Source organism: Enterococcus sp. AMC1157 (assembly GCF_058216555.1).
Map to the genome: position 1 here is coordinate 2772624 of NZ_CM177099.1, position 14338 is coordinate 2786961.

The 14338-nt window shown below is 34.4% G+C and carries 12 protein-coding genes and 1 other annotated feature; all 12 genes read left to right on the forward strand.

Annotated features, from left to right (window positions below):
- Positions 1–521 precede the first annotated feature (521 nt).
- The 12 genes from AC4BBX_RS13525 to AC4BBX_RS13580 all read left to right on the forward strand — a co-directional run bounded on the left by AC4BBX_RS13525 (position 522) and on the right by AC4BBX_RS13580 (position 14266).
- Positions 522–965, forward strand: a complete 444-nt coding sequence (locus AC4BBX_RS13525) for a GGDEF domain-containing protein (RefSeq protein WP_490454332.1) — start codon at positions 522–524, stop codon at positions 963–965.
- A 209-nt stretch (positions 966–1174) separates the two neighbouring features.
- Positions 1175–1402, forward strand: a binding site (T-box leader).
- Positions 1403–1510: 108 nt separating this feature from the next.
- Positions 1511–2380, forward strand: coding sequence for a MetQ/NlpA family ABC transporter substrate-binding protein (locus AC4BBX_RS13530; RefSeq protein ID WP_490454333.1), 870 nt, complete (start codon positions 1511–1513; stop codon positions 2378–2380).
- A gap of 276 nt (positions 2381–2656) precedes the next feature.
- A complete protein-coding gene (locus tag AC4BBX_RS13535; RefSeq protein ID WP_490454334.1) occupies positions 2657–3049 on the forward strand; it encodes a DUF6157 family protein in 393 nt (130 codons plus the stop codon).
- Between the two features lie 116 nt (positions 3050–3165).
- Entirely contained in the window at positions 3166–3822 is a 657-nt protein-coding gene (locus AC4BBX_RS13540) for a response regulator transcription factor (RefSeq protein ID WP_490454335.1), read from the forward strand.
- A 15-nt stretch (positions 3823–3837) separates the two neighbouring features.
- Positions 3838–5424, forward strand: coding sequence for a sensor histidine kinase (locus tag AC4BBX_RS13545; RefSeq protein WP_490454336.1), 1587 nt, complete (start codon positions 3838–3840; stop codon positions 5422–5424).
- Positions 5411–6259 carry an ATP-binding cassette domain-containing protein gene (locus AC4BBX_RS13550; RefSeq protein WP_490454337.1) on the forward strand — a complete coding sequence of 283 codons (849 nt, stop codon included), beginning with the start codon at positions 5411–5413 and terminating at the stop codon, positions 6257–6259. Before AC4BBX_RS13545 ends, AC4BBX_RS13550 begins: the two co-directional genes overlap by 14 nt.
- Before the next feature lies 1 nt (position 6260).
- Positions 6261–7013, forward strand: a complete 753-nt coding sequence (locus AC4BBX_RS13555) for an ABC transporter permease (RefSeq protein WP_490454338.1) — start codon at positions 6261–6263, stop codon at positions 7011–7013.
- 204 nt (positions 7014–7217) lie between these two features.
- A complete protein-coding gene (locus AC4BBX_RS13560) occupies positions 7218–8708 on the forward strand; it encodes a glycoside hydrolase family 32 protein (protein ID WP_490454339.1) in 1491 nt (496 codons plus the stop codon).
- A 512-nt stretch (positions 8709–9220) separates the two neighbouring features.
- Positions 9221–10189, forward strand: coding sequence for an ABC transporter permease (locus AC4BBX_RS13565; protein WP_490454340.1), 969 nt, complete (start codon positions 9221–9223; stop codon positions 10187–10189).
- Between the two features lie 11 nt (positions 10190–10200).
- On the forward strand, positions 10201–11088 hold the full coding sequence (locus AC4BBX_RS13570; protein ID WP_490454341.1) for a carbohydrate ABC transporter permease: 888 nt from the start codon (positions 10201–10203) through the stop codon (positions 11086–11088).
- 83 nt (positions 11089–11171) lie between these two features.
- Positions 11172–12782 (forward strand): ABC transporter substrate-binding protein, encoded by a 1611-nt coding sequence (locus AC4BBX_RS13575; protein ID WP_490455822.1) that lies wholly within the window; start codon positions 11172–11174, stop codon positions 12780–12782.
- 50 nt (positions 12783–12832) lie between these two features.
- Positions 12833–14266, forward strand: a complete 1434-nt coding sequence (locus AC4BBX_RS13580; RefSeq protein ID WP_490455823.1) for a glycoside hydrolase family 32 protein — start codon at positions 12833–12835, stop codon at positions 14264–14266.
- The last annotated feature ends 72 nt before the right edge of the window (positions 14267–14338 follow it).

The following is a 14338-nucleotide window of genomic DNA, read 5'->3' on the forward strand; positions in this document are numbered from 1 at the left end:
AAACACACTCTTCTTTTTGAAATATTTAATTATCCCTTCAATTTTTAATTTTGTTCTATTGTTAGTGGGAATTTATAGAATGAGATATTCGAAAATAAGCCAGACGCAAAGGATCTATACGGTTTCCTTTATGTTAACGATATTTGTTTTGTTTTAACCACGGTTCATAATATCTGTACACCAATCTATGCCATTTATTTAATTCCTATTTTACTGACAACCGTTTATGCGTCCCCGAAATTGACAAAATCACTAGGGATAACAAGTGTAGTTTTATTCTTAATCTCAGAGTTTGTGATACATTGGGACCCAAATGCTCAAAATATCTTTACCAGTCCATTGAGACTCATTGGAATTATTTTGCTGTTTTCGTTATTACTGAGTTTTTCAATATTAAGTGTCATAGCAACTAACTATCTACAACAAAAATATAAAGCAAGTATTGATTTAGAAGTGGAAAGACACCATTTGGAGCAGCAATTGCGTTTTGATGAGCTGACAGAAATTTATAATCGACTGCATTGAACGTAGCTCTGAAAGCGGTGGAAGAGTCGGATAATCGGCATTACATTTTAGGGATAGTAGACATTGATAATTTCAAAAAAATCAATGATCGATTCGAACACTCTGTAGGAAATCGTATTTTAAAAAAATTTGCGATGACACTGAAAGAAAACGAAGACTCTTATATTACCTTTAGTTTTGGTGGGGATGAATTTTGTTTACTTTTCGAAAATGTCTCCATGCAAGTTGCTAGTGAAACTTGTAAAAAAATCCAAATTATTTTGAATCAGGTTAGTTTGGAAGAGGACAATGAAGTAAGATTACTGCTAGTTTTGGACTCTCTGAATACACAGCAACTGTTGGTGTTGCTGAATTATTTATTCGGACGGATTACGCACTATATAATGCCAAAAAAGCTCGAAATAAAGTTACGGCATTTGAAGAAATTGCCTAAGAAGTAACGAATCATTAGTAAACTTTACACAGGGAATAAATGTTGACTAGGGAATTAAATTTTCTAGGCAAATCTTATGTCTCAAGAGGTTCCTCTTTATAAGCATGTCTGTCTTTACTTTGTAAATGGCAAGGACTAGGAAATTGTTCCAGCAGAATATTTTATTTTCTTGTTGACAATTATTTGAAACTAAGGTAAATTATGAAACAACAACATATACATCCGTTGAAGAGAAGAGTAATTTTCGAAGACTTTCAAGAGAGGTTCTGTTTGGTGAAAAGAACTAAGGGATAGAAAATGAAGATGGTCTCAGAGGATAAATCATCGATAGGTAGATGATTTCGAAAGGTCCAATCGTTATCTTGGACACCATTTCTAATTGAGATGGCTTGAGGGAAGTTTTACTTCCGAAAAAAGGTGGTACCGCGATTATTCGTCCTTTTGTCAGCAAAGCTGATGAAAGGACTTTTTTTATGCTCAAAATTGGGAACACCCCGTTAGAACGGGATAAAAATAAATATAAAATAAGGGATATAAAAGGAGAGAAATTCAATGAAAAAAATCAGAAAAGTATTAGGTTTAGGATTCTTAGGCGCAGCATTATTAGGTTTAGTAGCTTGTTCTTCTGGAACTGACAATGGAACAGTTGCTTCTTCAGCTGCAGGTTCTTCTGCTAGTGAAGAAATAGAAAGAACGGTTTTAACAGTTGGTGCAAGTCCAACACCCCATTCAGAAATTTTAGAATATGTTAAAGATGATTTAGCTGCAGAAGGAATTGACTTAGATATCAAAATTTTTGATGACTATGTTTTACCAAATACGGCTTTAAACGATGGTGATTTGGATGCAAACTTCTTCCAACATCTACCTTATTTAGAAAACTTTAATGAAGAACATGGTTACGATTTAGTTTCTGTAGCAGGCATCCATTTTGAACCACTAGGTATTTATCCAGGGAAAGTGGACTCATTAGATGCAATTTCTGAAGGTGGAGAAATCTCTATCCCTAATGATGCAACGAATGGTGCTCGTGCATTATTATTACTAGAAGCAGCTGGAGTTATCACTTTAAAAGAAGGTGCTGACATTACTTCCACACCAAGCGATATTGTGGAAAATCCTAAAAATGTAAAAATTGTTGAATTAGATGCTTCACAAATTGCTCGTGCTGTTCAAGACGTAGATGTTGCGGTTATTAATGCCAACTATGCATTAGAAGCGGACTTTAACGTTGAAGAAGATGCGTTACAAAGTGAAGATAAAAACTCAGAAGCTGCCCAAACCTATGCAAACATTATTGCTGTAAATACTGGTCATGAAAATGATCCAGCCATTCAAGCATTAATTGATGCTTTGCAATCAGAAAAAGTAGCTACATTTATTAATGATACGTATCATGGAGCGGTAGTTCCTGTATTTTAATCCATCCAAAATAGGACTGTGACATAAGTAAAAACAAGCCGAAAATATCCGAACAAAATAGAATGAATTTCGTCCATTTGTGACGAAACTGCAATGAGGGCCTACTAGCCCGCAAGAGCAATTTTCTATCGTTCGGATATTTTACTGTTAAATTACTTATGTCGCAGTTTTTTTGCTGTAAAATAGGACTGAATTGTGTATATTATCAATTGGGATGAAATAATTTGATATACTAGTCTCATAGAAACAGGTCAGTAAAAATAGGGAGTGGTTTTGATGAAACAATATACAACCAATTATTTCGACACCTTTATTGAAGTTCCAGAAGATTGCCCCGTTTTAATTGGGGAAATTCCACCGGAAAGAAAAACGCCATCTGTTGCTAGAAAACAGTTTGATTTATTAAAACAACATCCATATCACTATGACTCAGACGAACTCATTCACCAATCTACAGCAGCTCATAAAGGACTGAGTCGAGAAGAATTTTTTGCGAAGCCACAAGCTTGCATGCGAGCGGCAAGTTTAGTTAAACATTATGGATGGGGCATTCATGCAAATAGTGAAGGAAAAATTGCCATGTATTCTTTGGATTCTAAAATGTATCATCAATTGAAAGATGATTCAAAGTTAACACATATAAAATCCATGCGTCGTAAAAAAGGATAATTTTTAACCATGTCTGTTTTGGTATGGTTTTTTTAATACTAAATCAGATTCATCTCATCTTCATATGAGCTTCATACAGATGTTGTTTAATAAAGAGGAACAAGGGAGGAAGACAAATGGTTCAACTATTATATCTTGAAGACGAAGCAGTAATTCGTGATGTGGTTTGTGAGTATCTACGATTAAAAGAATATCAAGTAGACGTAGCAGTGAATGGAAAAGAAGCAATGGAATTGATTGCAACTAAACAATATAACGTAGCTATTTTAGATATCATGGTTCCTTTTATTTCAGGTTTAGATGTTCTAAAAAAATTAACAGAAACACAACTTACTTGTGGGACCATCATGTTAACAGCGCTGGGGGATGAAAGTAACCAAGTAGAGGCATTTAATCGCATGGCAGATGATTATATTATCAAACCATTTTCACCCATTCTTCTTTTAAAAAGGATTGAAGCTGTATTACGAAGAATCCGTGCAGAAACGATTAAAGAAACCGGTTTGGATGTAAAAAAAGAGAACTTTCAGGTTTATTTTAATCAAGAATCTTTGTGTCTTACAGTGACCGAATTTTTGATTTTTGAAGCGCTATACGATCAACCTCAAAGAGTTTATACAAGAGAGCACTTATTAAAAATTATTGCTCCTGATGATTTTTTAGTTAGCGATCGAGTGATAGATGCTCATATCAAAAATCTTCGTAAAAAAATACCTTTAGATATTATTAAAACCGTTATTGGTGTGGGTTACTGTTATGAAAAGAACGAGTAAAAAGGAGAGGTGCAAATGTCTATAACAAAAAAGACCGCTCTTTATACAGCATTAACGACCATATTTATTGGTGTATTAATTATCAGCTATTTTATGTGGATGTTACCTGGTTTATATGCTCAGTATAAAACGGATCGTTATTTGGAAACGGTGGAAGAAGTCGAACGAAGATTTATTGAAGGAAAAACCTTCGCTGACGGTTATGAATTATCAGACAACTTTTTAGTGACCAGTCTTCGTATTCCTAAAGAAGGACATACACTCCTTGTCTCAACCCCGAATGTCACGATGGATATCGTTATTCAAGCGGAAGAAATAAAAAGTCTGTTTGATGAACTTCGAGAAGCCTTTAATCAATTTGATGCTGAAGATTCTACAACCGCTATATTTGAATCAATAGATTTTCGAGCAGTAAAAGAAGTATTAGCCGAAAGTTATCAACCGATTAGTCAGGATTTGATTGCTTTTGAAAATGTAGAAACTTATGGAATGACGGTGATTGAAGATACCGCCAGTCAAGATTTTTATCAAACAGCAGATGATATTTTAGTATTTGGTGGCAGTATTGAGCAACAGACCAATAGCTACGCAAACTATTCCGCAATCAAAGAAGTTGAGGGAGATATTTACTTAACTTTTGGTTCATCAATGACTCCTAAACTGACGGAATTAATGCCGATTGTTGCCCAAAGTATTCCGATGATTTTACTTGTATTAATTGTCGTTTCTTTAGTTATCGCTCAATGGTTTAGTCGAAGGTTAGCACATCCAGTTGAACTATTGGCTAAGCAAGCCAATGAACGAAAAGAAAGACAAGGACAAGTTTTCCATCAGCCAAGTAAAGGCGATGAATTTGAAATTTTACAAGATGCGTTAAATCAAATGCACACTGAACTAAATAAAAATCTTCAAACGTTACACAATCAAAATGAACAGTTGACGACAATCAATCAACGGCAACGTCTATTGTTAGCCAATGCTTCTCATCAATTAAAAACGCCTATCTCCGGAGCCTCCTTGTTGGTTGAAAGTATGATAGGTCGAATCGGCAAGTTTAAGGATTATGAGCGTTATCTACCCGAAGTAAATTCCGAAATAAGAAAAATGCAAAAAATTGTCCAACAACTAATGTTGATTTTAGATGAACCAACTAAAGAAGAAATAACTCGTCTTCAAATAGATCGATTCTTACCGAATGTTTTGGAAAATTATGAAAGAAGGATTCAGGAACGGGAATTGACGATTGAATTGGAAATGACATCTGTTCAAATAGAAACAGAAGAAAATTTGTTTGTCTCTATTGTTGACAATGTGATTCAAAATGCAGTCAAGTATACGCCAAAAGGGCAGAAGATATTCGTCAAACTAGTTCCAGAATCTTTGACAATCATCAGTAAAAATGCTCATGTCGCTGAAGAAATTATGCTTCATATTAAAGAACCTTTTGTTCGTGATACAAGGGAAGAAGAAGCAGGAACAGGTTTAGGATTGTATTTAGTCGATCGATTTGTTGAAAGTTTAAATATGTCTTGGCACATTAAAAATACCAATCAAGGTGTAGAAGTAAAAGTAGAATGGAGGAAGAATTATGTTGACAATTGAACGTTTAAAAGTAGAGTACCCTTCGTTAGTTGCTCTAGACATCACAGAACCAATTGAAATTTTACCAACGGATCGAATCGGTGTGATTGGATCAAATGGAGCAGGAAAAACAACCTTTATTAAAGCTTGTTTAGGCTTGACTAATTATCAAGGAAAAATTGTATCCTCAGTGAAACCAGAAGAAATGGCGGTACACATGCAATTTAATGAATATATCGATACGGTTAGTTGCAAAACAATTATGGAAGCTATTCTTGGAACGAATTATAAAATCGATAAAAAACTCCAAGAATTAGTTCAATTTTTTAGTTTTGAAGACAATCTCAAGAAAAAATTCAAAGATTTATCTGGGGGACAAAAACAACGCTTCACTTTGATTTTAGTTTTAATGCAGGACGCACCTATCACATTTTTTGACGAAGTGACCACTGGCTTGGATTTTGAAACCCGCAGAGCGTTAATTCAGAAAATCTTAAAATGGTATGAAAATAAGCAGTCCGCCATTTTGTTTGTCACCCATTATTATCAAGAGTTAGAGCTGTTAACGAACAAACTATTGATTCTTCATCAAGGTAAAGTAGTCGCTTTTGATTCTCATAAAGCTCTTTTTAAAAAATATTGTGGACACTCAGTGATTACGTTTGACGAAAATTCTCAGCTTGAATTAGCCGGTTATCGACAAATTCTTGCACCAGAAAAAACGATTGCCATCGCGTGTGAGAATCAGACGCAAGAACTAGAGCTTTCAAGCTATTTAATCAATCAAGGAATGAACTTTAGCCGTAGTAATCAAGATATTGAACTGATGACGTTAAATGCGATTGGGGGAATTTAAAATGCAAAGATATATTAAATATGAACTATTAAATTCATTTGGTAATTTTTTCTCTATTCTGTTTGGGATTATTTTTCCAATCTTAATGACCTTGCTGTTATACTTTATCTTTAATCAGCAAATCCCGGCGGAGGGAATGGAACAATTTTCAGTCCAGCTCTTTGTTACCAATCTATTGATTTCACCTTTAGCCATCATTTTTATCGGATTTGCATCATTATTTTCACAGGAAATTGAAAAAGAAATCACGGTAAGAATGTCTCTATTTGGTTATTCAGAAAAGAAACAAATGCTGGCAAAATTTGTGGCTCAAAGCATTATGACAGCCTTGTCTATGACCATCTATGCAGTCGTAGTTATACCAATTTTAAAAATTCCTGCTCCTAGTTTCTTTGGTCTAAGTATATTTTTTATCGGCATTATTCTTTTAAGTTTTAGCTTATTCTTGGCAGCTTATGGTCTCTCCTTATTGTTAAAAAAATTCAGTATCACCTTTGGCGTAGTGATGTCGGTTTACTTTTTAATTATGATTTTATCAGGGATGATGGGGATTCAAACGAATCAACTACCCAAACCGATTCAGGGTATTGCAAAGCTATTACCAACTACTCATATGATTCAGGATATTCCTAAACTTTGGGAAAAAAATCGCTACAACTTAATGCCGATGATCCAAGCAACTTTGTTTTTATTGGCATTAACAGTATTAATTTATTTCGCAGGAATTCATTCTAAAAAACGAACGCACAAATGAATAAGATGACAAACGTATCTCATTACAAAATAGGCAACTATTTTTGCTTGAGATACGTTTTTAGTTTATACGGTTGGTACGATCAATTTCATCATGACTAAAAAAGAATTAGTTTTTTGTTCAAATTGCCCTTAACAGTCTTAGAATGAAAATGCTATCATTTAATTAGTAGTAAGAGAAAATTTGAGAAAAGAGGGAAGGTAAATGACAAAAATTAGCTCACAATTAGCGGAAGCAAATCGCTTTGTTCAAGAATACAAAGACAGTATTCATCCGCAATATAGATATAATTATCATATGATGGCACCAATTGGCTGGATTAATGATCCGAATGGTTTCGTTTATTTCAAAGGAGAGTATCACATCTTTTATCAATATTATCCTTATGATAGTAAATGGGGACCGATGCATTGGGGGCATTCAAAATCAAAAGATTTAATCAATTGGGAAGAATTGCCAGTTGCATTGGCACCAGATCAAACTTATGACAAAGATGGTTGTTTCTCTGGAAGTGCCATTGAAAAAGATGGCAAGCTTTACTTGATGTATACAGGTCACGTTTATGATGAGGGAGTCGGAGTTACTTATCAAGCGCAGTGTATGGCAGTCTCAGAAGATGGAATTCATTTTACAAAAATGGAACAAAATCCAGTCATCGATCAAAGACAATTAGGCGAAAATGGTGACATACATGATTTTCGTGATCCTAAAGTTTTTCAACGTGAAGGTTGTTATTATAGTGTGCTTGCTACTAAAACTAAAGACGAGCGCGGAAAAATTTTGTTATTTGAGTCTAAAGATTTAATCGAGTGGTCCTTTACTTCTGTTCTATTAGAAGGTCAAAAAGGACAGGGTGTGATGTGGGAATGTCCAGACTTATTCCATCTAGATGGGAAAGATGTCTTGATTATGTCACCGATTCAGATTGAACCAAAGGCTTTTGAATTTTACAATACGAGTTCTACGGTAGCTTTTATTGGTGAGATGAATTGGGAAAATGGCGAATTTCAGGTAGAAAACTATCACGAAATTGATTTTGGTTTAGATTTTTATGCTCCTCAAACTTTGGAAGACGATCAAAATCGCCGTATTATGGTTGCATGGATGCAAATGTGGCATCGAACATTACCAACAGATGATCTAGGGCATAAATGGGTAGGTGCAATGACGTTACCTAGAGAGCTACACGTGAAAGAAAATCGCTTGGTCCAAAAACCAATCACAAGTATTTATGATTATTTGACGATCCAAGAGGAATGGTCAGAGATGACTTTGAATGACACAACTGAAACTAAAGAAGATATCATTCAAAATACAACTTATCTAAAAATGACAGCAACTTTTGAAGAAAAAAGTGCCTTAACTATTGAGTTTGCCAAAAAAGATCAAGCTCATCTACTATTTAATTATGATGCAAATACAGAAGAATTTACCTTAAGCCGTGAGTTTATAGGTTTGCCAATTACTGGTATTGAAAATGAAACGTTAGTGGAACGTAAAGTCCAGATACCATTGATTAACAAAAAATTAGAGATAGAAATTTTCCGAGACACAACATCAGTAGAAGTATTTATTAATGGCACTACCACAATAACAACTACTTTCTACGAAACAGAAGTGGGGAAAGATTTATCATTTACTAGTAAAGAGAATGTGAAACTTTCAAAAGTAAAAATCGGCACAATCAAAAATTAAAGCAATTGTTTCAATAAGACCAAGCATCTTTAAGTGATTAAACTTGAAGATGCTTGGTCTTTTGTTTTTTTAGAGTACTTCCAGTAGTTAGCAAGATTTTTTCTATACAATAAAAACTTAAATTAAGAGTTATCGAAGGAGAATAATCCTATGTTTTTGTTACTATTCATAGTATTTTTCTAATCTTTTCGCTACACTCCACAACAAAGTCTACCTTTGTCGATCTTGGGACCAACTGGAGATTGAAAGCTGTAAACCCGTAGACTTGGAGCGGTTCTTGGCTGACCTAAGCGTAGTGAAGCGTCAAGTTTACAGTGAATAATCCTGTGTATTTTCACAAACTTTAAATTTATTTTGAAATTCTGTTGACAGCCCTTACATGAAAATGTTATTATTTAGCCATGAAATAGAAACGTTTCCAAAACCAATATTTTTAATCTAATTAAGATTAGAAATTTTATTTTTAAACAAAAGTGGAAACGTTTCTAAAATAATGAAAGTGAGGAACTAAAATGGCTAAGGGAACGGGAACAGGGGGAGCTTTAGTGAATGATAAGCAGTCGTTAAAACAACAGCGAAGAAAAAATATTTTTCATAGAATTAAGCGTGATAAGTGGTTATATCTATTAATGCTTCCGGGGATATTGTTAACACTGGTCTTTAAATATTTTCCAATGTACGGAGCAATTATTGCATTTAAAAACTACAATCCATTACTAGGTATTTTGAAAAGTCCTTGGGTAGGATTTGAACATTTTAGAGAATTTATTTATTCACCTAATTTCTCGGTATTATTGTTCAATACATTAAAATTAAGTATTTTTGGATTATTTTTAGGATTTTTACCACCTATTTTGTTGGCATTGTCTTTAAACCAAATTTTAAATAAAAAAATCAAACAAAAAATTCAATTAATTTTATATGCACCGAACTTCATTTCAGTGGTAGTTATTGTAGGGATGTTATTTCTTTTCTTATCTGCAAATGGTCCAATTAATGGGATAGTAGAGAAATTCACTGGAAAATCAATTATGTTTATGTCAAATCCAAATTACTTCCGAACTATCTATATTTTATCAGGGATTTGGCAAGGAATGGGTTGGGCGTCGATTTTATACACGGCTACTCTGGCCGGCGTAAGTACAGATCTTTACGAGGCTGCTAATATCGATGGAGCAAATATTTTACAGAAAATCTTTTATATTGATTTACCAGCATTACGACCAGTAATGGTAATTAATTTTATCTTAGCAGCTGGAAATATTATGAACGTAGGTCACGAAAAAGCCTTCTTGATGCAGACATCAATGAATATTCCTGCTTCTGAAATTATTTCAACATATGTATATAAAATTGGTTTGCAATCAGGAAATTATGCATATTCAGCCGCTGTGGGATTGTTTAATATGGTAATCAACGTTGTCTTGTTATTAATGGTTAATTCAATAACCAAACGTTTAAATGATGGCCAAGGATTATAGGGGGAGAAGACATGAATTTAGAGTTATATTCAAAATTTGATAAGAGAATGTTGTGGGTGAACCGCATCATTGTTTTATTCCTAGTATTAATCACCATTGTTCCACTGGTTTATGTAGTGGTTGCCTCTTTTATGGATCCATCAACCTTAATTACGAAAGGAATCAGTTTTAATCCTGCCGATTGGACAATTGATGGGTATAAACGAGTGTTTTCAGACGACTCAATTATTCGAGGCTTTATCAACTCACTTGTTTATTCTTTTTCTTTCAGTTTTTTAACAGTATTCGTCACAATGATTACTGCTTATCCCTTATCTAGACCAAATTTGTATGGAAAAGGCGCTATTATGACTTTCTTCGTCATTACAATGTTTGTAGGTGGTGGTCTAATCCCAACTTACTTATTAATTCGTGATTTAGGAATGTTGGATACGATTTGGGCGATTATCTTACCAGGTTCATTAAATGTATGGAATATCATTATTGCGAGAACCTATTTTAGTGGCTTACCCCATGAATTATCAGAAGCAGCAACGATTGACGGAGCAAATGAGCTACAAATTTTATTCAAAATCATGCTGCCATTAGCGAAACCAATTATGTTTGTCTTGTTCTTGTACGCTTTTGTAGGTCAATGGAATGCTTACTTCGATGCAATGATTTATTTGAAATCACCTGAGTTACAACCTTTGCAACTAGTTTTACGTAATATTTTAATCCAAAATCAACCATCTCAAGACATGGTAGGAGCAAATACTGCAATGGCTGAAATGCGACAATTAGCAGAATTAATTAAATATTCAACGATTGTTATTTCCAGTTTACCATTGATCGTTATGTATCCATTCTTCCAGAAATACTTTGATAAAGGAGTATTGGTTGGTTCAATTAAAGGGTAGAAAGTCCAATGCATACCAAAGTCTTTCAATTAAAAATGTCGAAATAAAAATTTTAAATAATTTATTTAGAGGGAGAGAAAATGATGAAATCGAAAAAATGGCTTTTAGGTTTTGCTTTAACTAGTACTTTAGTTTTAAGTGCGTGTGGAAATGGAGGGGCTTCGAACACATCTAGTCCAGATTATGAACTAACAGATGTCGAGTTTCCTTTAGAAGAGAAGGTAACCTTAAAGATGCTTTCTCAAAGTGCACCTTTAGCACCAAATGATCCAAATGAAAAACTAATTTTCCAACGTTTAGAAGAAGGGACAAATGTTCATATTGAATGGACAAACTACAATTCGGATTTCCATGAGCGTCGAAATCTTGATATTGCTAGTGGTGAGTTACCAGATGCAATATTTAATGCAGGAGCAGGTGATTATGATCTTTTAGGTTGGGCTGAAAATGGCGTAGTTATTCCATTAGAAGATTTAATCGATGAACATATGCCTAATTTGAAAAAAATCTTTGATGAGTATCCTGAATATCGTCAATTATCAACAGCACCAGATGGCCATATTTATTCATTACCTTGGATTGAAGAATTGGGAGCTGGAAAAGAATCCATTCATACCGTAAATGATATGGCGTGGATTAACGTAGAATGGTTAGATAACTTGGGTCTGGATATGCCAGAAACAACCGATGAATTAATGACAGTGCTAGAAGCTTTCAAAACACAAGATCCTAATGGAAATGGTGAAGCAGATGAAATTCCATTTACTTTTATCAACGATGGTGGGAATGAAGATTTGAAATTCTTATTTGCTCCATTTGGTGAAGGGGATAACGATGACCATACAGTTGTAGATAATGACGGAAATGTTGTTTTCACAGCCGATAAAGAAGGGTATAAAGAAGCCATTAAATATTTCAGCGAAATGTGGGATAAAGGTTTAATTGATAATGAAGCCTTTGAACAAGATTGGAATACGTTTGTAGCTAAAGGAAAAGAACATCGCTATGGTGTGTATTTCACTTGGGATAAAGCCAATGTTTCAGGTATGAATGATAGCTATGATGTCTTGCCAGTACTTGCAGGACCTGACGGTAGAAAACATGTCACACGTACAAATGGTATGGGATTTTCTAGAGACCGTTTTGTAATTACAAGTGCAAACCAAAACTTAGAATTGACTGCAAAATGGGCGGATCAAATGTACGAACCATTACAGTCTGTACAAAACAACTGGGGAACTTACGGAGATGATAACAATCCAAACATTTTCGAATTTGATGGCACAATGTTAAAACATTTACCATTAGATGGAGAAGCACCAGGGGAGTTGCGCCAAAAAACAGAAGCTGCTGGGCCATTAGCGATTCTTGACACTTATTATGGAACAGTAACAACGATGCCAGATGATGCACAATGGCGTTTAGACTTAATGCATGAACATTATGTACCATATGTAAATAATGAAAATAACTTCCCTCGTGTCTTCTTTGAAAAAGCAGAGACAGACCGTTTGGCAAGAATTGAAACAGATATGTGGGATTATATTTACCGTAAACGTGCAGAATGGATTACGGGTGGAAATATTGATGCTGAATGGGATGATTATTTAGCTGAATTAGAACGTGTTGGTATTGACGAATGGTTACAAATTAAACAAGACGGTTACGATCGTTTTATTAAAGGGACGGATTAAGAGTGGACACTGCTAGTTTGAAATTAGATGAAGCAAATCGTTTTATTGAAATGAATAAAAGTAAAGTAAACGGGAAGTATCGACATCACTATCATGTGATGGCTCCCGTTGGGTGGATAAATGACCCAAATGGTTTTGTTTACTTCAAAGGAGAGTATCATATTTTTTATCAGTTTTATCCTTATGACAGTAAATGGGGACCTATGCATTGGGGTCATGCCAAATCAAAAGATTTGATCCATTGGGAAGAACTGCCAGTAGCTTTGGCACCAGATCAAGCTTATGACAAGGATGGTTGCTTTTCAGGAAGTGCCATTGAAAAAGATGGTAAATTATATTTAATGTACACAGGACATGTAGTTAAGTTTTTTAAAACTTACCAAACACAATGCATGGCAGTCTCAGAAGATGGAATTCATTTTACTAAAATTGAACAAAATCCAGTAATTGGTAAAGAGTTGCTTGGAGAACATGGAAATATTCATGATTTTAGAGATCCCAAAGTGTTTTCCCGAGAAGATAAATATTACAGTGTAGTGGCCTCTAAAAATGAAGAGGATCGCGGTAGAATTCTTTTGTTCGAGTCGAAGGATTTAATTGATTGGAAATTTAATTCGGTTTTATTAGAGGGCGATGAAACACAAGGTGTGATGTGGGAATGTCCAGACTTATTCCATTTAGATGGAAAAGACGTGCTAATCATGTCACCGATTAAAATTCCCAAAAAAGATTTGGAGTTTCATAATACTAGTTCAACTGTCGCTTTTATTGGTGAGATGAATTGGGAAACAGGGAAATTACAGGTCGAAAACTACCATGAAATTGATTTTGGACTAGACTTTTATGCCCCACAAACCTTAGAAGATGATCAGAATCGTCGAATTATGATTGCTTGGATGCAAATGTGGGATCGAACATTACCAACGGATGATTTGGATCATAAGTGGGCTGGCGCAATGTCACTACCACGGGAGTTACGGGTCAAAGAAAATCGTCTTGTTCAAAAACCAGTTTCAACTATTTATAGTCAATTAGAATATAAATATGGATTTGAAAATGTGGAAGTTCACCAAAAGCCAGTACAATTTCGACATGTTGTTAAAGACAATACGTATGTTCATTTAGTAGTAGATTTATCTAATGCAGAATCTTTAAGCATTCAATTTGCGAAGAATAAAAAAGAAGCGATTAATTTACACTATGATAGTCAATCGGAAATCTTTACAATGAGTAGAAAAGATTTTGGTTATTCGATTGTTGGTAGTGAAGCAGAGCAATTGGTTGAACGACAAGTAAAAATTCCTTTAGTGAATCAACAACTTGTATTAGAAATTTTTAGAGATACAAGCTCTATTGAAGTATTTTTAAACGCATTAGAAACTATGACGATGACTTTTTATGAAATCGAATCTGGAAAAGATATTGTATTTAGTAGTGAAGGTCAAGCAATAATCTCCTCAATGGAAATTGGTCGAGTAAAATAAATATTACATTTCACAACTGTTTATTCCATTCGCTAAACTATACAACGAAGTCTGCTTTTGTCGACGTGTGAA

Excerpts from the sequence above, each read along its gene's own strand:
- AC4BBX_RS13530 (WP_490454333.1), top strand. The coding sequence starts at position 1,511 with ATGAAAAAAATCAGAAAAGTATTAGGTTTAGGATTCTTAGGCGCAGCA.
- AC4BBX_RS13535 (WP_490454334.1), top strand. The coding sequence starts at position 2,657 with ATGAAACAATATACAACCAATTATTTCGACACCTTTATTGAAGTTCCA.
- AC4BBX_RS13540 (WP_490454335.1), top strand. The coding sequence starts at position 3,166 with ATGGTTCAACTATTATATCTTGAAGACGAAGCAGTAATTCGTGATGTG.
- AC4BBX_RS13545 (WP_490454336.1), top strand. The coding sequence starts at position 3,838 with ATGTCTATAACAAAAAAGACCGCTCTTTATACAGCATTAACGACCATA.
- AC4BBX_RS13550 (WP_490454337.1), top strand. The coding sequence starts at position 5,411 with ATGTTGACAATTGAACGTTTAAAAGTAGAGTACCCTTCGTTAGTTGCT.
- AC4BBX_RS13555 (WP_490454338.1), top strand. The coding sequence starts at position 6,261 with ATGCAAAGATATATTAAATATGAACTATTAAATTCATTTGGTAATTTT.
- AC4BBX_RS13560 (WP_490454339.1), top strand. The coding sequence starts at position 7,218 with ATGACAAAAATTAGCTCACAATTAGCGGAAGCAAATCGCTTTGTTCAA.
- AC4BBX_RS13565 (WP_490454340.1), top strand. The coding sequence starts at position 9,221 with ATGGCTAAGGGAACGGGAACAGGGGGAGCTTTAGTGAATGATAAGCAG.
- AC4BBX_RS13570 (WP_490454341.1), top strand. The coding sequence starts at position 10,201 with ATGAATTTAGAGTTATATTCAAAATTTGATAAGAGAATGTTGTGGGTG.
- AC4BBX_RS13575 (WP_490455822.1), top strand. The coding sequence starts at position 11,172 with ATGAAATCGAAAAAATGGCTTTTAGGTTTTGCTTTAACTAGTACTTTA.
- AC4BBX_RS13580 (WP_490455823.1), top strand. The coding sequence starts at position 12,833 with ATGAATAAAAGTAAAGTAAACGGGAAGTATCGACATCACTATCATGTG.